The sequence below is a fragment of the Novosphingobium anseongense genome (genome assembly GCF_037482895.1).
Classification (GTDB): Bacteria; Pseudomonadota; Alphaproteobacteria; order Sphingomonadales; family Sphingomonadaceae; genus Novosphingobium; species Novosphingobium anseongense.
Genome location: NZ_JBBHJZ010000001.1, coordinates 835,903 through 854,810 on the forward strand (window position 1 = coordinate 835,903; position 18,908 = coordinate 854,810).

Genomic DNA, 18,908 nt, shown 5'->3' on the forward strand with positions numbered 1-18,908 from the left:
TCCCGTGAATTGCCGCACTCGGCGGCGGAACGGTCCATCTTAGGGAGGGATTTGATCTTTTCCTAGGTTGACGGAACAGGCCTCGGGGTCTAGCCGCCGCCCCTTAGCACCTATCGCCGGAAACCCTTAAACGGAGCGCCCCTATCATGGCCGACGCCGCCCTTTCGCACGCGCCACAACCCAAAGGCGCAACCGGCGTTCTGGTCCTCGCCGATGGCCAGGTCGCCTGGGGCCGGGGCTTCGGCGCCGTCGGCCAGTCGGTCGGCGAGGTCTGCTTCAACACGGCGATGACCGGCTATCAGGAGGTGATGACCGATCCCTCCTATGCCGCGCAGATCGTGACCTTCACCTTCCCGCACATCGGCAATGTCGGCGTCAACGACGAGGATCTCGAATCGCTGGTCGAGGGTGCGGTCGGCTGCGTCGTGCGCGAGGACGTCACCGCCCCGTCGAGCTTCCGCTCGCGCGGCGAGTTCGGCGACTGGCTCAAGGCCAAGGGCAAGATCGGTCTCGCCGGTATCGACACCCGCGCGCTGACTCGCCGCATCCGTCAGTCGGGCGCGCCCAACGCGGTGATCGCGCACGATCCCGCGGGCAATTTCGACATTCCCGCGCTGATCAAGCGCGCGCAGGACTGGCCGGGCCTCGAAGGCATGGACCTTGCCCGCGTCGTCTCGCGCGGCAAGTACGAGGGCTGGGAAGGCGGCATCTGGACCTTGGGCAAGGGCTATGCCCGTTCCCCGCGCGATGCCCGCCCGCACGTCGTCGCGATCGACTACGGCGCGAAGGACAACATCTTCCGCAATCTCGACAAGGCCGGCGCGCGCGTCACGGTCGTTCCGGCGCAGACCTCGCTCGAAGAAATCCTCGCGCTCGAACCCGCCGGCGTATTTCTGTCTAACGGCCCGGGTGACCCTGCGGCCACCGGCGCCTATGCCGTGCCGACGATCCAGGCTCTGCTCGATCGCGACATTCCGATCTTCGGCATTTGCCTAGGCCATCAGATGCTCGGCATCGCCGCCGGCGCGACCACGACCAAGATGCACCAGGGCCACCGCGGCGCGAACCATCCGGTCAAGCGGCTGTTCGACGGCGTGGTCGAGATCACCTCGATGAACCACGGCTTCGCGGTCGACAACACGCGCCTGCCCGACAACGTGATCGAGACCCACGTCTCGCTGTTCGACGGCTCGAACTGCGGCATCGCAGTGAAGGACAAGCTGGCCTTCGGCGTGCAGTATCACCCCGAAGCGAGCCCGGGGCCGCAGGACAGCTTCTACCTGTTCGAGCGGTTCGTCGGCATGCTGAAGCCCGAAACCACGCAGGCGTGAATTCCAGGAGGATATAAGACAATGAGCCTCACCGAACTCGAACAGCACGTCTACGCCTACTACGTCGCGACCGACGCGGCGCAGTTCAGCGCCGCGCCGCGGTTCTATCCGCATGGCGAACTGACCCTGATCTTCGCCGACAAGGTGCAGGTCGCGACGCGCAAGTTCGGCCGCCAGGTCCATTCGAAGTCGAAGGCGGCAGCGATCGTGCTGATCGACAAGCTGATCGAGGCCGGCGCTTATTCGACCAAGCAGAACGAGTTCGGCGGTTCGATGCATCAGTTCCAGGAACCCGCCTACAAGGCCTTTCTCAAGGCCGAGCAGGACAGCAATCCGATTCTCCAGCAGGCCAAGGCCGCGGGTCCCGAGTTCTGGGAAACCGCCTTCGCCAAGCTCACCGAACAGTAAGACTTAGGACAGCCATGCCCAAGCGCACCGACATCTCCTCGATCCTCGTCATCGGCGCGGGACCCATCGTCATCGGCCAGGCCTGCGAGTTCGACTATTCGGGCACCCAGGCGATCAAGGCGCTGAAGGAGGAGGGCTACCGTGTGGTCCTCGTCAACTCCAATCCCGCCACGATCATGACCGACCCCGACATGGCGGACGCGACCTATGTCGAGCCGATCACGCCGGAGATCGTGGCGCGCATCATCGAGAAGGAGCGCCCCGACGCGGTCCTGCCGACGATGGGTGGCCAAACTGCGCTGAATACCGCGCTCGCACTGTTCAACGACGGCACCCTGGAGAAGTACGGCGTCAAGATGATCGGCGCCGATGCCGATGCCATCGACAAGGCCGAGGATCGCCAGCGCTTCCGCGAGGCGATGGACAAGATCGGCCTCGAATCGGCGCGTTCGGGCGTCGCGCATACGGTCGACGAGGCCTTCGCCGTGCTCGAGCGTACGGGACTGCCCTCGATCATCCGTCCGAGCTTCACGCTCGGCGGCACCGGCGGCGGTGTCGCTTACAACAAGGCCGAGTTCGAGAAGATCGTCCGCTCGGGCCTCGACGCCTCGCCGACCACCGAAGTGCTGATCGAGGAAAGCCTGCTGGGCTGGAAAGAGTACGAGATGGAAGTCGTGCGCGATCGCGCCGACAACTGCATCATCATCTGCTCGATCGAGAACGTCGACCCGATGGGCGTCCACACCGGCGATTCGATCACCGTCGCCCCGGCGCTGACGCTGACCGACAAGGAATACCAGATCATGCGCAATGCATCGATCGCGGTCCTGCGGGAAATCGGTGTCGAAACAGGCGGTTCCAACGTGCAGTTCGCGGTGAATCCCGCTGATGGCCGCTTGATCGTCATCGAGATGAACCCCCGGGTGTCGCGCTCGTCGGCGCTGGCCTCGAAGGCAACGGGTTTCCCGATCGCACGCGTCGCCGCCAAGCTCGCGATCGGTTACACGCTCGATGAGCTGACCAACGAGATCACCGGGGCCACCCCGGCCAGCTTCGAGCCGTCGATCGACTACGTCGTCACCAAGATCCCGCGCTTCGCCTTCGAGAAGTTCAAAGGTGCCGAGCCGCTGCTCAGCACGGCTATGAAGTCCGTCGGCGAAGTCATGGCGATCGGCCGAAATCTGAAGGAATCGCTGCAGAAGGCGCTGCGTGGTCTCGAGACCGGTCTCGACGGCTTCAACCGCGTGATCGAGCTCGAAGGCGCGAGCCGCGATCAGATCACCGCGGCGCTCGCGCGCCAGACGCCCGATCGCCTGCTCGTCGTCGGTCAGGCCTTCCGTGAGGGCTTTTCGGTCGAGGACATCAACGCGATCACGCATTACGATCCCTGGTTCCTGCGGCACATCGAAGAGATCGTCGCCGAGGAGGCACGGATTTCCACCGAGGGCCTGCCGATCGATCCGGCCGAGATGCGCCGTCTCAAGGCCATGGGCTTCTCCGACAAGCGGCTCGCCAAGCTGGCCGTGCGTTCGGTCCATGTGGCTGGCGGCCTCGGCGAGACACGTGCGCGCAAGCACGGCCTGCTCCACGATGCCATCAAGGGCCTTGCCGGCGCCACGACCGAGCAGGAAGTGCGCGAACTGCGCAAGAAACTCGGCGTCCATCCCGTGTTCAAGCGGATCGATAGCTGCGCGGCCGAGTTCGAGGCGGTCACGCCCTACATGTATTCGACCTACGAGGCGCCGATGTTCGGCGAGCCCGAGGACGAGGCCATGCCCAGCGATCGCCGCAAGATCGTCATTCTCGGCGGCGGTCCCAACCGCATCGGCCAGGGCATCGAGTTCGACTATTGCTGCGTTCACGCCTGCTTCGCGCTGGCCGATGTCGGCTACGAGACGATCATGATCAACTGCAACCCGGAGACGGTGAGCACCGATTACGATACCTCGGACCGGCTCTACTTCGAGCCGCTGACGGCCGAGGACGTGCTCGAGATCCTGCGTGTCGAGCAGCAGAACGGCGAACTCGTCGGCGTCATCGTCCAGTTCGGCGGGCAGACGCCGCTCAAGCTGGCCCAGGCACTGGAAGACGAGGGCATTCCGATCCTCGGCACGTCGCCTGACGCGATCGATCTTGCCGAGGACCGCGAGCGCTTCGCGGCGCTCGTTGAGAAGCTCAAGCTCAAGCAGCCGGCCAACGGCATCGCCCGCAGCCGCGACGAGGCCGTCGCCGTGGCTGCGCGAATCGGTTATCCGGTGCTCATGCGGCCGAGCTATGTGCTCGGCGGCCGTGCGATGGAGATCGTCGATTCGGTCCAGCAACTCGACGACTACATCACCACGGCGGTTCAGGTCTCGGGAGACAGCCCCGTGCTGATCGACCAGTACCTGCGCGATGCCATCGAATGCGATGTCGATGCGCTTTGCGATGGTGACGAAGTCGTCGTCGCCGGTGTTCTGCAGCACATCGAGGAAGCGGGCATCCACTCGGGCGACAGCGCCTGCACCCTGCCGCCCTACAATCTTCCCGGCGAAATCGTCGAGGAGATGGAGCGTCAGGCCGAGGCTCTCGCGAAGGCCCTGGGCGTCAAGGGCCTGATGAACATCCAGTTCGCGGTGAAGGACGGCGAGGTCTACCTGATCGAGGTCAATCCGCGCGCCTCGCGCACCGTGCCTTTCGTCGCCAAGGCGATCGGTCAGCCCGTCGCCAAGATCGCCGCGCGCGTCATGGCCGGCGAGAAGCTCAACACCTTCCCACCGTTCAAGCGCGAGCTCGACTATATGGCGGTCAAGGAGGCGGTCTTCCCCTTCGCGCGCTTCCCCGGGGTCGATCCTGTGCTCTCGCCGGAGATGAAGTCCACTGGTGAAGTCATGGGAATCGATCGTGATTTTGCGACCGCTTTCGCCAAATCGCAGATCGGTGCGGGCACGATCCTGCCGCAGAGCGGCACGGCTTTCGTTTCGGTCAAGGACAGCGACAAGCCGGTGATCCTGCCGGCGGTGCGCAAGCTGATCGAGCTCGGCTTCACGATCATCGCCACGGGCGGCACGCAGCGCTACCTAGCCGACGCCGGTCTGCCGGTCGAACTGGTGAACAAGGTGGCCGAGGGCCGCCCGCATATCGTCGATCGCATCATCGACGGCGAAGTGACGCTGATCTTCAACACGACCGAAGGTTGGCAGAGCCACAAGGACTCGCAATCGATCCGTGCTTCGGCGCTGTCCGGCAAGGTGCCCTATTTCACCACGGCGGCAGCTTCGGTGGCCGCCGCGGAGGCGATAGCCGCGCTTCGCGGGAGCCAACTTGAAGTGCGTTCGTTGCAAGCCTATTATAGCTGATACAACAGGCTCTCCCGGACATCCGAATGGTCGGCCCGTTTCCCAGGTGGAACGGGACGGGAGAGCAGTCGCCAATGAGGGGGCGACCAGGAGGTAGAACGAATATGGCGAGTGTCGAGAAGCTGCCGATGCTGGCGGAAGGCTATGAGAAGCTGACTGCCGAGCTGAAAGCGCTGCGTGAGGAACGGCCTCGGATCGTGGACGCGATCGAGGAAGCGCGCGCCCACGGCGACCTTTCCGAGAATGCCGAATACCATGCCGCCAAGGAGCGTCAGGGCCAGGTTGAGGCGATGATCGGCGATCTCGAGGACAAGATCAGCCGTGCGAACATCATCGATCCGGCTACGCTTTCGGGTGATCGGATCATCTTCGGCGCAACGGTTACGCTGCTCGACGACGACGACAAGCCCGTGCGCTATCAGATCGTCGGCCCCTATGAGGCCGATGCCAAGATCGGTCGCATCAGCTATAATTCGCCGCTGGGCAAGGCCTTGATCGGCCGTAGGGTCGAAGATGAGGTGGAAGTTACCGTTCCGTCCGGCGACCGCTTTTACGTCGTGAACCAGATCGAGTTCATCTGACGCGAGGCAAGCTTCCTTCCCGCGCTGCGGGAAGGAAGGCGTGCTGGGAGCCCATGGGGCGCCCTTTGGTGCTTCAGGCCTCAGGCAGCTCGGGCTCGAGCAGCCGGTGCAGATGCACGATCACGTATTTCATTTCGGCATCGTCCACCGTGCTTTGTGCCTTGCCGCGCCAGGCATCCTCGGCCGAGGCAAAGTCCGGATAGACGCCAACAAGATCGAGATTATCGAGATTGACGAAGTCGAGGCCCTGCGGGTCGCTGACTCGACCTCCCATCACGAGATGAAGTTTCTGCATAGTCTATAGTCCTGGGGAAGGAAAAGAGGCCGTCCCTCTACTATTGTGCAGGTGCGAAGAGCAAGGGCTCAGCGGCGCAATTTTCCGGCGAGTTCGACGGCCTTGTGCAGCAACCGCTGCGCGGCATCGCTGGCCTGATCGACCGCATCCTCTGCGGGTGCCTTGAGCTTTCCGGCCTTGTCGGCAAGAGCCTCTCCCTGACGGCGCAGACCTTCGCCCGCATCTTCCGCGCGCTCGATCGCCTGACGGCCGAAGGCCACGCTCGCCGTGCCGGCCATTTCGGCAAGAGTCAGCGCATGGCGGGCCAGCTTACGCCCGCTGCCGCGCGACAGCAGTGCGCCTGCGACCAGACCTAGCGCCACGCCGCCGGCGACGATCAAACCGGGATGTTCGCGCGCAAAATCGACGACGGCTTTGCCCGCTTCCTCAGCCTTGGCCTTGGCCTCCGGCAGCTTCACGACATTGGATTCAGTCATCGTCGGCCTTCCTTTCGGTCTCGTCGTCATCGGCCCAGAGGCCGGCGACCAGGTTTATGATCGGGCCCCGCAGGAACCAAAGGATGATAGCCCCGATGGTTCCCGCGATGACGCCTTTGTTCTCGTTCGCCACTTCAGCGGCATCGGCCATCGCCTCGCTTGCGCGGTCGGCGATGCGGCCGCCGATGCTGCGCATGGCCAGGTCCTCTTGAACCTGCGCAAGCTGGTTCTGGAAGGCGCTATACGCGGCGTTGCGTTCGGCTTTCGCCTGTTCGAGCGGAAGGGCCATCATCCATCGCTCCGGTTCGACAATGTAGCGACCATCGAACGCCACTGACCGGCCGCGATCGCTGCGACAATTCCAGCAGCGATCAGCAATCCTGCAAATACCACAGCAGTCGCGCCAAGCGCGCCGATCAACGGGGTCAGCCCGAATACCAGTCCCACGGTCAGCGCGACCAGCGCGAAGAACGCCAGGACGAGCGCCAGCCCGCCCAGGAGTGCGATCCACTTGATTCGCCCAACCGCATAGCCCGCGCGCGCCTGTTGAAGTGCTGCCTCGGCCTGGGCGAAAGCCAGGCCGCGATCGACCAGCGTGCGCAGATCATCTTCGAGAGGTCTATGGCGAGCCGCCTCACCACCGGCGAGAGGCGGCTGCTCTTCTTCATTGCTCATCTAAAACGCCTCCGGGCGAAGGCGTTAGTCGTTTGATCCCCGCAGCAGACGTGCCAGCAGGAACCCGCCGACCGCAGCGATGCCGATGGCAAGTCCGGGGCTCTTGCGGACGAACTCCTTGGCCTCCTCGGCCAGTTCGTCGAGCTCCTTGGCGTCGAGACGGGCCGAAACGTCCTGCAAAGACTGCGCGGCCGAACGGGCATAGTCGCCATACTTGACGCCGACCTTCTCATCGATCAGCCCAGCGTTCTCCGTGACCAGCTTGCTGACCGCAGCAATGCCTTCGCTCGCCTTGGCCTTGCCTTCGTTGGCATAGGACGTGGCCTTTTCCTTGGCCTGCGCCGTCCATTCGCCGCTCGTGCTGGTAACCTTGTCGCGATAGAGATCCGCGCGCTCCTGAGCTTCCTTGCCGAGCGCCTGTGCACCAGCCTTGGCTTCTTCGATCGCCTTGGCGAAACGTTCCTTGGCCGGCTTCTCGCCCGTGCTGGTCGGGTTTGCGAGCGTTTCGTCCATGTCTTCCATCCTCCTTGCGGCGCCTGTCTGGCCGAAATCAGCAGCCAGAGTGATTCTGCGGTCTATGCGACCAATGTAACACAAGTCGCCCGACAAAGCTGCAACGCGGCTTGCCTGCCAAGGTTCCCCTGCTAAGGACCGCCGAAAGCCCTTCGCGGTGCGATTATCCAGGAGAACAAGCATGACCGCCATCATCGACATTCATGGCCGTGAGATCCTCGACAGCCGCGGCAACCCCACGGTCGAGGTCGATGTCCTGCTCGACGATGGCAGCTTCGGCCGCGCTGCTGTGCCTTCTGGCGCATCGACCGGTGCACACGAAGCGGTCGAACTGCGTGATGGGGACAAGTCGCGCTATCTGGGCAAGGGCGTGCTCAAGGCGGTCGACGCCGTCAACGGCGAGATCCGCGACACGCTGATCGGCCTCGACGGCGAGGACCAGCGCGACATCGACCTGACCATGATCGCGCTCGACGGCAGCGAGAACAAGAGCCGCCTCGGCGCCAATGCCATCCTCGGCACCAGCCTGGCGATTGCCAAAGCCGCCGCGAACGCTCGCGGCCTGCCGCTCTACGCCTATGTCGGCGGTGTTTCGGCCCACGTCCTGCCCGTGCCGATGATGAACATCATCAACGGCGGCGAGCACGCCGACAACCCGATCGATTTCCAGGAATTCATGGTCATGCCCGTCGGCGCGCCGACCCTGGCCGAAGCCGTCCGCTGGGGCGCCGAGATCTTCCACACGCTCAAGAAGGGCCTGCACGAGAAGGGCCTGTCGACCGCCGTGGGCGATGAGGGCGGCTTCGCCCCCAACATCGCCTCGACCCGCGCCGCGCTCGACTTCGTCGCCAGCTCGATCGAGAAGGCCGGCTTCAAGCTGGGCAGCGAGATCCAGCTCGCGCTCGACTGCGCCTCGACCGAGTTCTTCAAGAACGGCAAGTACGAGATCTCGGGCGAGGGCCTTTCGCTGAGCCCCGTCCAGTTCGCCGACTACCTCGCCGACCTCACCACCGCCTACCCGATCATCTCGATCGAGGACGGCATGGGTGAGGACGACTTCGAAGGCTGGAAGGCGCTGACCGACAAGATCGGCGGCAAGGTTCAGCTCGTCGGCGACGATCTGTTCGTCACCAATCCCAAGCGCCTGACCATGGGGATCGGCAAGGGCCTGGCCAACTCGCTGCTCGTCAAGGTCAACCAGATCGGTACGCTGACCGAGACGCTCGAGGCGGTCTCGATCGCGCAGCGCAACGGCTACACCGCGGTCATGTCGCACCGCTCGGGCGAAACCGAGGACTCGACGATCGCCGACCTGGCGGTCGCGACAAACTGCGGCCAGATCAAGACCGGCTCGCTCGCCCGCTCGGACCGGCTTGCCAAGTACAACCAGCTGATCCGCATCGAGGAAGAGCTGGGCGACGCGGCGGTCTATGCCGGCGAAGGCGCCTTCGGCCGTCTCAGCGCCTGATCGATCCGGAACGGTCCCGGTCGATTGCCGGGGCCGTCGCCGGAGCCTATATCGCGAAATCGCTTTTCTGGCGCAGCGGGTCTAACCGCGTCGCCAAGCATGGGATTTTGCCGATGATCGATAGGAAGCTGCTGGTCGCCCTGTTCCTGGGAGCGGCCTGCCCCGCGCTCGTTCCCGCTCTGGCTGACACGCCGGTCGAAAGGGTGAGAGCACCGGGCGCGTTGGGTATCGATCCAGGCATGATGGACCGGACGGTCAAACCGGGCAGCGACTTCAACCTCTTCGTCAACGGAACCTGGCTCAAGACCACCGAAATTCCTGCCGATCGATCGAGCGTTGGCGGGTTCTACATCGCCGACCACAAGACCGAGGGCCAGCTTGGCGAACTGATTGCCGGTATTCTGCGGTCGAACGCGCCGGCGAGCAGCGACGAAGGTCGCATCCGCGACTTCTACCGCGCCTACCTCGATACCGCCGCGATCGACGCCGCCGGTCTCAAGCCCGTGCAGCCAGATCTCGACCGCTTCGCCGCGATCCGCGACGTAAAGAGCCTGTCGCGCGTACTCGGCGAGCAAGTCCGCGCCGACGTCGATCCGCTCAATGCCACCGATTTCCAGACCGAGAACCTGTTCGGCCTGTTTGTGACGCAGTCGCTGCCAGGCACGGCGGTGATGCCCTACGTGCTCCAGGGCGGTCTCGGCATGCCCGAGCGCGAATACTACCTGTCCGACGATGCCAAGATGGTCGAGCTGCGCAGCAAGTACCACGCCTACATCGCCCAGCTTCTGACCGACGCAGGCATTGCCGACGCGCAGGGCAAGGCGCAGCGGATCTACGATCTCGAACTCAAGATCGCCGAGGCGCACCTGACGCGCGAACAGAGCGAGGATTTCCAGCACTCGGCTGCCGAATGGAAGCGTGCAGACTTCGCCGCCAAGGCTCCCGGCATAGACTGGCAGGCCTTCTTCACCGGCGCGCAGCTCGCCAATCAGCAGACCTTTGCCGCCTATCATGCCAGCGCGATCCCCAAGCTTTCGGCGCTCGTCGCGTCGCAGCCGCTCCAGGCCTGGAAGGACTGGCTGCTGTTCCACCAGCTCAACACCAACACCGACGTCCTGCCGAGCAAACTCGATGCCGACCGCTTCGCCTTCTACGGCACCGCGCTGTCCGGCACGACCGAGCAACGTCCGCGCGAAAAGCGCGCGATCGCTGCGGTCAACGGCGCCATCGGTGATGCGCTCGGCAAGCTCTACGTCGAGAAGTATTTCCCGGCTGCGGCGCGGGCGGAAGTCCAGGTCATGGTAGAGAACATCAAGACCGCGTTCGCCAAGCGGGTCGAGGCGATCGACTGGATGGCGCCTGCAACCAAGAAGGAAGCGATCGAGAAAGTTCGCACGATCGAGGTGGGCGTCGGCTATCCCGATACGTGGCAGGACTATTCGAGCCTGACGATCGGTGCGAAGACCGCTTATGCCAATCGCCAGGCGGCTTCGAAGCTCGGCTACCGCCAGCAGCTCGCCAAGATCGACAAGCCGCTCGACCGCCGCGAGTGGTGGATGAACGCTCAGCTCGTCAACGCGGTGAACCTTCCCGTGCAGAATGCGCTGAACTTCCCTGCGGCGATCCTGCAGCGGCCTTTCTTCGATCCCAACGCCGACGCCGCGTTCAACTATGGCGCAATCGGCGCGGTGATCGGCCATGAGATCAGCCACAGCTTCGACAACAACGGCGCAGCCTTCGACGCCAGCGGCAAGATGCGCAACTGGTGGACCGCATCCGACCTCAAGCGCTTCGACGACGCGGGCAAGGCGCTCGCCGATCAGTACGATACCTATGAGCCGTTTCCCGGCCTGCGGGTCAACGGCAAGCTGACCCTGGGCGAGAACATCGCCGACGTCGCCGGGCTTTCGGCCTCCTATGATGCCTATCGCGCTTCGCTGAAAGGCCGCGAAGCACCGGTGATCGACGGCTTCACTGGCGACCAGCGCTTCTTCATCGCCTATGGCCAATCATGGGCGACCAAAATGCGCGAAGCAGCATTGCGCGCGCGGATCGCCACAGATGGCCATGCGCCGGGGCAGTATCGCGTACTGACCGTGCGCAACCTCGATGCCTGGTACAATGCGTTCGACGTCAAGCCGGGCGACGCGCTCTACCTGTCGCCCGAAAAGCGCGTGCGAATCTGGTGAGCTAGGCCGAGACGGGGAGCGCGGCGTCGAGCCGCGCGACCTGTTCCGCGCTGAGTTCGAGGTTGGCCGCGCCGAGCAGGTCCGCCAATTGCTCCTTCTTCGTCGCGCTGACGATCGGGGCGGCGATGGCGGGCTGGGCGTTGAGCCACGCGAGTGCGATCTGCGCCAGGCTCGCGCCTGTCTCGGCCGCGACCGCGTCCATGACGGCCAGCACCTCGAACCCGCCATAGCCCGCGAACTTGCCGAGCGCATGGGCACGCGAAGAGCCAGCCCAGTCCTCGGGCTTGCGGAACTTGCCCGAGAGGAAGCCGGCGGCGAGCCCGTAGTAGGGCAGCACGGCGATGTCGCGATCGACGCAGAGATCCTGCAGCGGCCCCTGGTACTCGGCGCGGGAGACGAGATTGAATTCGGGCTGCAGCACGGTGAACGACGTCATGCCCATGCGATCGGCGAGCTTGGTCACGGCGCCCAGGCGCTCGACCGTGTAATTGGAAGCGCCGAGTTCGCGCGCCTTGCCGTTCTTGACGAGGTCGTCGTAGCCCGAGATCACTTCGTCGAGCGGCGTCGTCTTGTCGTCGCGGTGGGCATAGTAGAGATCGACATAGTCGGTCCGCAGGCGCTCGAGCGAGCCTTCGATCGCCGCCGCGACCTTCTCGGGCTTGAGCGAATAGGGCGGGCCGCCCATACCGGTCTTGGTGGCGATCAGCATGTCCTTGCGGACGCCGCGGCTCTCCATCCATTCGCCGATGATCGTCTCGGACTCGCCGCCCTTGTTGCCGGGGATCCAGGATGAATAACCCTCGGCGCTGTCGATCATGCGACCACCGGCCTCGTAGAAGGCGTCGAGGATCTCGAAGCTCTGGTCGCGGTCGAGCGTCCACCCGAAGACATTGCCGCCGAAGCAGAGCCGTATCCCGCCGATCGACGGGTGGGCTTCAGCCACCGAAGCGATCCTTGAGCGTGTGCAGGGCCAACGCGGCCTCGGCCGCTTCGCCGCCCTTGTTCTTCTGCGCGGGATCGGCGCGGACCAGCGCCTGCTGCTCGTTCTCGACCGTGAGGATGCCGTTGCCGATGGCGACGCCGTCCATGGTCAACGCCATGATGCCGCGTGCGCTTTCCCCGGCGACGATCTCGAAGTGATAGGTCTCGCCGCGGATGACCACGCCGATCGCGACGTAGCCTTCATAGTCGCCGGTCTGGTCGGCCAGCGCGATCGCGCCGGGGATCTCGAGCGCGCCGGGAACGGTGATGACCTCGGCCTTGTGACCCGCGGCCTTGATCGCCGCCTTGGCGCCGGCGATCAGCATGTCGTTGAGGTGGTCGTAGAAGCGGGCTTCGACGATGAGGAACTTGGCCATGTCTGTTTGCTTTCCGGATCAGTCGACGGGGCGTTCGCCGACGATCGACAGGCCATAGCCTTCGAGCGCGACGAGCGAATGGTGCGAATTGCTGAGCAGGATCATGTCGTGCACGCCGAGCTCGGCAAGGATCTGGGCGCCGACGCCGTAGTCGCGCAGTTCCTCGGCGGCGGGGACTTCGCCTGCGCGAAAGCGCTCCTTGATCTCGATCGCCTGCGAGACGGCGTTGCGCATGCGCTTGTTGATCACGACGATCACGCCGGTGCCGGCCTCGCCGATGATTTCCATCGAGCGGGCAAGCAGGCGCGAGCGTTCGGTATCCTCGCCGAAGATGTCGGCGAAGTAGGACAGCGTGTGCATGCGCACGAGCGTCGGCTGCTCGGGATCGATGCGGCCCTTGAGCAGGCAGATCGTCTCTTCGCCCGTGGCCTTGTTGAAATAGGTCCGCGCGGTCCATTCGCCGCCCCACTTGCTCTTGAAGCGCGTCTCGGCCTTCTTCTCGACGAGGTGGTCGTGCTTGCGGCGATAGGCGATCAGGTCGCGGATCGTGCCGATCTTGAGATCGTGCATCCGCGCGAAACCGACGAGGTCCTCGAGCCGCGCCATCGTGCCGTCGTCGCGCATGATCTCGCAGATCACGCCCGATGGGTTGAGCCCGGCCAGACGCGAGATGTCGCAGGCCGCTTCGGTATGACCGGCGCGGACGAGCACGCCGCCATCGCGCGCGCGCAGCGGGAAGACGTGTCCCGGGGTGACGATGTCGTCGCGGCTCTTCGAGCCGTCGATCGCGACGCTGACGGTGCGCGCGCGGTCAGCCGCGGAAATGCCCGTGGTGACGCCTTCGCGGGCCTCGATCGAGACGGTGAAGGCTGTCTCATGGCGGGTGCCGTTGTTGCGGCTCATAAGATCGAGCCCGAGTTGGGTGACGCGCTCGCTGGTCAGGGTCAGGCAGATCAGGCCGCGACCGTGGGTGGCCATGAAGTTGATCGCCGCGGGGGTCGCCATCTGCGCGGGGATGATCAGGTCGCCTTCGTTCTCGCGATCCTCGTCGTCGACGAGGATATACATGCGGCCGTTGCGTGCCTCGTCGATGATCTCCTCGATCGGCGCCAGCACCGGGCGGTCGTCGTTGGCGAAGAGGAAGCGCTCGAGCTTGCCGAGCGTATCGGCGGTGGGATTCCAGTCCGGCTCGGTGCAATCGCGCAGCGTGTTGGCATGGAGACCGGCGGCACGGGCGAGGCCTGCCTTGGTCATGCCGCCGTCGACGACGAGTTTGCGGACACGATCGATCACATTGTCGGGCATAAACGACTCACTCAATCACATTTAAATGTGACAAGAGACCTGCTCCTTCACATTGTCACTGTCAATCGCCTTTGAATTGGGGCTTCCGCTTGGCGATGAAAGCCTCGACTGCTTCTTCGTGATCGGCGGTCGTATGCGCCGCTGCCTGCATCGCCGCTGCCATTTCGAGCAGGCTGGCGAGATCGGCGCGACGGCCCTCCCAGAGCAGCCGCTTGGTCATGCGCACGGCGTGCGGCGGATTGGCGGCGATGCGGCGAGCGAGGGCTCGCGCCGTATCCATGAGCTCGGCATCGGGCACGACCTGGCTGACCAAGCCGCAGGCGAGGGCTTCGCGCGCGTCTATCGTGTCGCCGGTCAAGGCCATCTCGGCGGCCTTCGACCAGCCCACCACGCGCGGCAGCAGCCACGAGCCGCCGTCGCCGGCGATCAGGCCGAGCTTGACGAAGCTCTCGGCGAACTTCGCGCTCTCGCTGGCGACGCGCAGATCGCACATGCAGGTGAGGTCGCAGCCTGCTCCGATCGCCGCGCCGTTGACCGCGGCGATTACCGGCACTTCGAGCGCGGCGAAGGCGAGCGGCAGGCGTTGGACGCCACGCTTGTAGGCGATCCGCGTCTTGACCGGCGTGCCGGCATTGACCGAACCGCCCGCGCGCATCTCGTGGATATTGCCGCCCGAGGAGAAGCCCTTGCCGGCACCGGTGAGGATCGCGACGCGCGCATTGGGATCGGTCTCGAGCCGTTCGAGCGCGGCGATCAGCGCGTCGATCACTTCGTGGTCTGTGATCGGGTTGCGCAATTCGGGGCGATTCAGCGTCAAGGTGACGATGCCTTCGTCGTCGATTTCGTAGAGCACGGCGTCGGTCAATTCGGGTCTCCCGGTTACGCAGCGGCGATAAGGGCAATGCCGCGCCGCGCCAAGCCTTGACGCTGGTCGCCGCGAGCAGGCAGGTTCGCGGCAAATCCAGTAGGAGAGGCATCATGGCAGAATTTCAGCGCGCCGAAGGCGTGGCGATCGTGACCGGCGCGGCCGGCGGCATGGGCTCGCACTGCGCGCGGCTGCTCGGCGAGGCGGGCTGGTCCGAGATCATCCTCTGCGACCTCGACGAAGCGCGGCTTGGCGCGGTGGCCGAGGACCTGCGCGCCAAGGGGGTGACGGTCGACCTGCTCGGCGGCCAGATCACCGACCCGGCCTTCACCAGCCAGCTGCTCGACAAGGTCGGTGCGCGGGCAATCGGTGCGGTCATCCATACGGCGGGCGTCTCGCCGGCGATCTTCGGCGACAAGGACAAGCTGCTCGAGATCAACCTCGATGCGACCCAGGCGATCGTCGACGCGATCCGTCCGCGCATGGCTCAGGGTGGTGCGGCCGTGCTGTTCGCCTCGATGGCCAGCTATTTCCCGATCTCGTCCGAGGCCGACGCCGCCTTCGAGGCGCCGCTGCCCGCGGGCGGCAGCGCCGAACTGCGCCATCTCGTGCCCAACGAGGGCGCGGCCTATACGCTGTCGAAGCGCGCGGTGCGCGCGATCGCCAAGCGCGAGGCCAAGGCTTTCGGTGATCGCGGCGCGCGCATCATGTCGCTCTCGCCCGGGCTGATCGATACGCCGATGATGGCGGGCGAGAAGAACCCGCAAACGGAAGCAATGCTGTCGGGTGCAGCGCTGACGCGGCTCGGTCGGCCCGAAGAACTGGCGGCGGCCGCGGTGTTTCTCACCTCGCCGCAGGCCGGTTTCATCACGGGCTGCGACCTGCGCGTCGACGGCGGCGCGCTGTCTTCGCTGGGCATCTGATCGCCGCAACGAAAAAGGGCCGGCGCTAGGCCGGCCCTCTCGCGTTTCCTGGCCCGTCGGCTCAGCCCTGCTTCTGGCCGCCGCCCATCATCTTGCTGATGTCGACCTGGCCGGTGGTGAGACCGCCCATGAAGCCGCCGTCGACCGGCAGGACCACGCCGTTGACCACGCCGGCGGCATCGCTGTTGAGCAGCACCAGCGGGCCCGCCTGCTCGGCGGGGGTGGTGTAGCGGCCGAGCGGCTCGGCGGCGGCGTCGACGATGTCCTTGCCCGAGGTGGCGTGGAAGGTCGCCATCATCGGGGTCTGCGTCGGCGAAGGCAGCGAACAGTTGATGCGGATGCCCTTCTTGATCAGCTGCGCGCCCATGAACTGGGTCCAGACGATCACGGCTTCCTTAGAGAAGGCATAGCCCTCGGCGACGTGCTCGGGGTGTGCTTCGGCCCAGGCGACCGCGGCGTCGAAGCCCTGGATCTGCAGCAGTTCCATGTGGGTCGGGATGCGGCGGCTCCAGCCCAGGCCACCGGTCGAAGCGATCGAGACGATCGCGCCGCCCGGACCCATCAGCGGCAGGACGGTATCGGTCAGGTGGCGCGTGCCGATGAAGTTGACCTTGAAGGTGTCCAGCGCCGGGAAGGCGCCGCCACCGGCGAGGCCAGCGCAGTTGAACAGCGCGTCGATCTTGCCGCCGATAGCGGCGACGCCCTTTTCGATCGAGCCGGCATCGCGCAGGTCGATCTGGTTGAACGAAGCGAGGGGAAGCGTCGATTCCTTGAAGTCGAGGCCGTGCACTTCGGCGCCGAGGTCGAGCAGGATCTTGGCCGTGGCCTCACCCATGCCCGAGAAGCAGCCGCTGACGATGACGCGCTTGCCCTTGTAGCCCAGAATATCGCTCATGATTGGTCCTTCCTCTCGCCCGATTACGGTCCGAAATATCGATGCGCGCGGTCATGACGCGATAGCGTGCGGCCTTCAACTGGCTATCGGCGTGATCGCTCGGGCGATGGGCCGAAAATCCTCCCTACCTGCGAGGCGGTTAGGGAGGATTTTTGCGGGTCAGAGCTTCACGTTACCCGGCCGCGAGTTGTCCTTCTGGCGCAGGCCGAGCTGCTCGCGCGCCTTGGCGCGGATATAGGCGTGGATCTGGCGGATCTGCACGTCGGTCAGCTTGTCGAACTTGGGCATGCCGCGGTCCATCAGCGGGCCGGTCTTGAGCAGCTGCGTCAGGCTGTCGAGCTGCAGCGCGATCGCGGACTCGCGCAAGTCAGGTCCGGGCGTTCCCGTGGCCTGGAGCGCGATGCCGTGGCAGGCGGCGCAGGAAACCGCGAGCTGCTTGCCCGCGACGACGTCGGCCTCGTTGATCACATAGGCCGGATCGTCGACCGCGTGGACCTTCATGTCGGGGCCCGGCGTCGCTTCGAGCTTGGCCGTGCCGCCGATCGCGAAAGTCAGCAGGCGACGCGGCTGCACGCCGTACTTCCAACCAACGTTCATGAAGTCGCCATAGGCGGCGGTGGTACCGCCGTAGCCGACGAGGATCGAGACGTACTGCTTTCCGTTGAGCGAGAAGCTCATCGGCGCGCCGACGATGCCGAGACCGGCGTTGAACTGCCAGACCCGCTCGCCACTCTTGGCATTGTAGGCGTTGAACGTGCCCTCGGCCGTGCCCTGGAACACGAGGCCCCCCGCGGTCGCCAACGTGCCGCCGTTCCACAGGTTGTCGTTTTTGACGCGCCAGGCCTCCTTCTGCGCGATTGGATCCCAGGCGACGAGGAAGCCATGGCCGTCGCCGTCCTTCTGCTTGATCGGCTCAAGCAGCAGACCCATCACGTTGAAGGCGTTCTCCGAAGCGTCGCCGCGCTTGGAGAAGCGCGCGCCGATCTGCTGGATCGGGATATAGACCAGGCCCGTGCGCGGGCTGTAGCTCATCGCCTGCCAGTTGTGGCCGCCGATCGTGCCCGGCCAGATCTCGGTCAGGCCGGTCTCGTAACGGATGTTGGGCTCCTCGTTCGGGCGCCCGGTCTTCATGTCGATATCCTTGACCCAGTTGACCAAGGTGGTCTTGCCGGGCTGGTTGATCAGCTTTCCGGTCTCGCGGTCGATCAGGTAGAACAGGCCGTTGGTCGGCGCGTGCATGATGACCTTGCGCGGCTTGCCTTCGATGTTGAGCGTCGCCGTCTGGATGTTCGGCGTCGCCTTGTAATCCCAGGAATCGCGCGGGTTTTCCTGATAGTGCCAGACGTATTTTCCGGTGTCGGCGTCGACCGCGACGATCGAGCTCGTGTAGAGGTTGTCGCCCTTGCTGCCGGGATCGCGGATCAGCGGGTCGTAAGCGCCGGCATTGCCCGCACCGATGTAGATGCGGTTGAGATCGGCGTCGAAGGTGATGCCGTTCCAGGCGGTGCCACCGCCACCACCGGCCTTGGTGAAGTCCGCCCCCCAGGTCTTGGCCGCGGCTTCCATCGCCGGGTCGCCCTTGTTCTCGGCGGCCGTGCCCGGGGTCGTGTAGAAGCGCCAGACCTGCTTGCCGGTGTTGCCGTCGAAGGCCGTGACGAAGCCGCGTGCGCCGAAGTCGGCGCCGCCGTTGCCGATGATCACCTTGCCCTTGAAGGTGCGCGGCGCGCCCGTGCAGATGTTGTAGGAGCCGGCCGGAGTTGTCTCGGTCACCCAGAGCTGCTTGCCCGTGGCGGCATCGAGCGCGAACAGCCGGCAGTCGAGCCCGGCGACGAAGATCTTGCCGTTCTCGTAGGCGACGCCGCGGTTGGCGCCGAACGAGAAGTGCATCTTGTCGGGATTGTGCTTCCAGGTCTCGGGATCGAACTTCCAGAGCTGCTTGCCGGTCAGCGCATCGACCGCATAGACCGCGGCGTAGGAGCCGGGGAAGAAGATCTTGCCGTCGACCGCGAGCGGTGTCGCCTCGAGCGTGACTTCGCCGGGCAGGTCGAGCGACCAGGCGAGGCCGAGCTTGTCCACATTGCCCGTGCCGATCTCGGTGAGCCGGCTGTAGCTGGTTTCATCGGCCCCGCCGCCGACGGTCGCCCAGTTCTGGTCGGTGCCGACATTGGCCTCCGGCTGGGCCGCTTCGCCGGCGCCCTTGGTGCAGCCCGCGGCCAGCAGGGCCGTGCTCGCGGCGGCCGCGAGGATAGTCATTTTCAGACGATGCATCGAACCTCTCTCCCGTATTT

General features: G+C 65.1%; 18 protein-coding genes. 7 read left to right on the top strand and 11 right to left on the bottom strand.

Annotation, left to right across the window (positions count from 1 at the left end; genetic code table 11):
* Positions 1-146 precede the first annotated feature (146 nt).
* The 4 genes from carA to greA all read left to right on the top strand — a co-directional run bounded on the left by carA (position 147) and on the right by greA (position 5,658).
* Entirely contained in the window at positions 147-1,331 is a 1,185-nt protein-coding gene (gene carA / locus WG901_RS04040; RefSeq protein ID WP_339585721.1) for a glutamine-hydrolyzing carbamoyl-phosphate synthase small subunit, read from the top strand.
* A gap of 21 nt (positions 1,332-1,352) precedes the next feature.
* Positions 1,353-1,739 carry a hypothetical protein gene (locus WG901_RS04045; protein WP_339585722.1) on the top strand — a complete coding sequence of 129 codons (387 nt, stop codon included), beginning with the start codon at positions 1,353-1,355 and terminating at the stop codon, positions 1,737-1,739.
* 14 nt (positions 1,740-1,753) lie between these two features.
* The gene (carB, locus tag WG901_RS04050; protein WP_339585723.1) at positions 1,754-5,077 is read left to right on the top strand and encodes a carbamoyl-phosphate synthase large subunit; all 3,324 of its coding nucleotides are present in this window, start codon (positions 1,754-1,756) and stop codon (positions 5,075-5,077) included.
* Positions 5,078-5,181: 104 nt separating this feature from the next.
* Positions 5,182-5,658 (top strand): transcription elongation factor GreA, encoded by a 477-nt coding sequence (gene greA / locus WG901_RS04055; RefSeq protein WP_339585724.1) that lies wholly within the window; start codon positions 5,182-5,184, stop codon positions 5,656-5,658.
* 73 nt (positions 5,659-5,731) lie between these two features.
* On the opposite strand, the gene WG901_RS04060 is transcribed toward greA, so the two are convergent.
* From WG901_RS04060 to WG901_RS04080, 5 genes are all read right to left on the bottom strand, one after another.
* A complete protein-coding gene (locus tag WG901_RS04060) occupies positions 5,732-5,953 on the bottom strand; it encodes a DUF4170 domain-containing protein (RefSeq protein ID WP_339585725.1) in 222 nt (73 codons plus the stop codon).
* Between the two features lie 68 nt (positions 5,954-6,021).
* Positions 6,022-6,429, bottom strand: coding sequence for a hypothetical protein (locus tag WG901_RS04065; protein WP_339585726.1), 408 nt, complete (start codon positions 6,427-6,429; stop codon positions 6,022-6,024).
* A complete protein-coding gene (locus WG901_RS04070) occupies positions 6,422-6,718 on the bottom strand; it encodes a hypothetical protein (RefSeq protein ID WP_339585727.1) in 297 nt (98 codons plus the stop codon). Before WG901_RS04070 ends, WG901_RS04065 begins: the two co-directional genes overlap by 8 nt.
* Entirely contained in the window at positions 6,718-7,104 is a 387-nt protein-coding gene (locus WG901_RS04075; protein WP_339585728.1) for a phage holin family protein, read from the bottom strand. The genes WG901_RS04070 and WG901_RS04075 overlap by 1 nt, the downstream gene beginning before the upstream one ends.
* A gap of 24 nt (positions 7,105-7,128) precedes the next feature.
* On the bottom strand, positions 7,129-7,617 hold the full coding sequence (locus WG901_RS04080; RefSeq protein WP_339585729.1) for a hypothetical protein: 489 nt from the start codon (positions 7,615-7,617) through the stop codon (positions 7,129-7,131).
* A gap of 181 nt (positions 7,618-7,798) precedes the next feature.
* Between WG901_RS04080 and eno the strand changes: the two genes are divergently transcribed.
* Together eno and WG901_RS04090 are read left to right on the top strand one after the other, a co-directional pair.
* Positions 7,799-9,085: a phosphopyruvate hydratase gene (gene eno / locus WG901_RS04085; protein ID WP_339585730.1), complete on the top strand. Its 1,287-nt coding sequence runs from the start codon at positions 7,799-7,801 to the stop codon at positions 9,083-9,085.
* A 113-nt stretch (positions 9,086-9,198) separates the two neighbouring features.
* Positions 9,199-11,274: a M13 family metallopeptidase gene (locus WG901_RS04090; RefSeq protein WP_339585731.1), complete on the top strand. Its 2,076-nt coding sequence runs from the start codon at positions 9,199-9,201 to the stop codon at positions 11,272-11,274.
* A 1-nt stretch (position 11,275) separates the two neighbouring features.
* Here WG901_RS04090 and WG901_RS04095 read toward each other — a convergent pair whose 3' ends face one another.
* The 4 genes from WG901_RS04095 to WG901_RS04110 form a co-directional block, all read right to left on the bottom strand.
* The gene (locus WG901_RS04095; protein WP_339585732.1) at positions 11,276-12,217 is read right to left on the bottom strand and encodes an aldo/keto reductase; all 942 of its coding nucleotides are present in this window, start codon (positions 12,215-12,217) and stop codon (positions 11,276-11,278) included.
* Positions 12,210-12,632 carry a 6,7-dimethyl-8-ribityllumazine synthase gene (gene ribH, locus WG901_RS04100; protein ID WP_339585733.1) on the bottom strand — a complete coding sequence of 141 codons (423 nt, stop codon included), beginning with the start codon at positions 12,630-12,632 and terminating at the stop codon, positions 12,210-12,212. Before ribH ends, WG901_RS04095 begins: the two co-directional genes overlap by 8 nt.
* An 18-nt stretch (positions 12,633-12,650) precedes the next feature.
* On the bottom strand, positions 12,651-13,937 hold the full coding sequence (gene ribB / locus WG901_RS04105) for a 3,4-dihydroxy-2-butanone-4-phosphate synthase (protein WP_339585734.1): 1,287 nt from the start codon (positions 13,935-13,937) through the stop codon (positions 12,651-12,653).
* 61 nt (positions 13,938-13,998) lie between these two features.
* The gene (locus tag WG901_RS04110; RefSeq protein WP_339585735.1) at positions 13,999-14,802 is read right to left on the bottom strand and encodes a crotonase/enoyl-CoA hydratase family protein; all 804 of its coding nucleotides are present in this window, start codon (positions 14,800-14,802) and stop codon (positions 13,999-14,001) included.
* A 113-nt stretch (positions 14,803-14,915) separates the two neighbouring features.
* Here WG901_RS04110 and WG901_RS04115 point away from each other — a divergent pair, with 113 nt between their 5' ends.
* Positions 14,916-15,725, top strand: a complete 810-nt coding sequence (locus tag WG901_RS04115; RefSeq protein ID WP_339585736.1) for an SDR family NAD(P)-dependent oxidoreductase — start codon at positions 14,916-14,918, stop codon at positions 15,723-15,725.
* A gap of 61 nt (positions 15,726-15,786) precedes the next feature.
* Here the strand turns inward: WG901_RS04115 and WG901_RS04120 are convergent, their stop codons facing one another.
* Positions 15,787-16,620: a coniferyl-alcohol dehydrogenase gene (locus WG901_RS04120; protein ID WP_339585737.1), complete on the bottom strand. Its 834-nt coding sequence runs from the start codon at positions 16,618-16,620 to the stop codon at positions 15,787-15,789.
* Positions 16,621-16,779: 159 nt separating this feature from the next.
* On the bottom strand, positions 16,780-18,888 hold the full coding sequence (locus WG901_RS04125) for a PQQ-dependent dehydrogenase, methanol/ethanol family (protein ID WP_339585738.1): 2,109 nt from the start codon (positions 18,886-18,888) through the stop codon (positions 16,780-16,782).
* Between the last annotated feature and the right edge of the window lie 20 nt (positions 18,889-18,908).

Excerpts from the sequence above, each read along its gene's own strand:
- carA (WP_339585721.1), top strand. The coding sequence starts at position 147 with ATGGCCGACGCCGCCCTTTCGCACGCGCCACAACCCAAAGGCGCAACC.
- WG901_RS04045 (WP_339585722.1), top strand. The coding sequence starts at position 1,353 with ATGAGCCTCACCGAACTCGAACAGCACGTCTACGCCTACTACGTCGCG.
- carB (WP_339585723.1), top strand. The coding sequence starts at position 1,754 with ATGCCCAAGCGCACCGACATCTCCTCGATCCTCGTCATCGGCGCGGGA.
- greA (WP_339585724.1), top strand. The coding sequence starts at position 5,182 with ATGGCGAGTGTCGAGAAGCTGCCGATGCTGGCGGAAGGCTATGAGAAG.
- WG901_RS04060 (WP_339585725.1), bottom strand. The coding sequence starts at position 5,953 with ATGCAGAAACTTCATCTCGTGATGGGAGGTCGAGTCAGCGACCCGCAG.
- WG901_RS04065 (WP_339585726.1), bottom strand. The coding sequence starts at position 6,429 with ATGACTGAATCCAATGTCGTGAAGCTGCCGGAGGCCAAGGCCAAGGCT.
- WG901_RS04070 (WP_339585727.1), bottom strand. The coding sequence starts at position 6,718 with ATGGCCCTTCCGCTCGAACAGGCGAAAGCCGAACGCAACGCCGCGTAT.
- WG901_RS04075 (WP_339585728.1), bottom strand. The coding sequence starts at position 7,104 with ATGAGCAATGAAGAAGAGCAGCCGCCTCTCGCCGGTGGTGAGGCGGCT.
- WG901_RS04080 (WP_339585729.1), bottom strand. The coding sequence starts at position 7,617 with ATGGACGAAACGCTCGCAAACCCGACCAGCACGGGCGAGAAGCCGGCC.
- eno (WP_339585730.1), top strand. The coding sequence starts at position 7,799 with ATGACCGCCATCATCGACATTCATGGCCGTGAGATCCTCGACAGCCGC.
- WG901_RS04090 (WP_339585731.1), top strand. The coding sequence starts at position 9,199 with ATGATCGATAGGAAGCTGCTGGTCGCCCTGTTCCTGGGAGCGGCCTGC.
- ribH (WP_339585733.1), bottom strand. The coding sequence starts at position 12,632 with ATGGCCAAGTTCCTCATCGTCGAAGCCCGCTTCTACGACCACCTCAAC.
- ribB (WP_339585734.1), bottom strand. The coding sequence starts at position 13,937 with ATGCCCGACAATGTGATCGATCGTGTCCGCAAACTCGTCGTCGACGGC.
- WG901_RS04115 (WP_339585736.1), top strand. The coding sequence starts at position 14,916 with ATGGCAGAATTTCAGCGCGCCGAAGGCGTGGCGATCGTGACCGGCGCG.
- WG901_RS04120 (WP_339585737.1), bottom strand. The coding sequence starts at position 16,620 with ATGAGCGATATTCTGGGCTACAAGGGCAAGCGCGTCATCGTCAGCGGC.
- WG901_RS04125 (WP_339585738.1), bottom strand. The coding sequence starts at position 18,888 with ATGCATCGTCTGAAAATGACTATCCTCGCGGCCGCCGCGAGCACGGCC.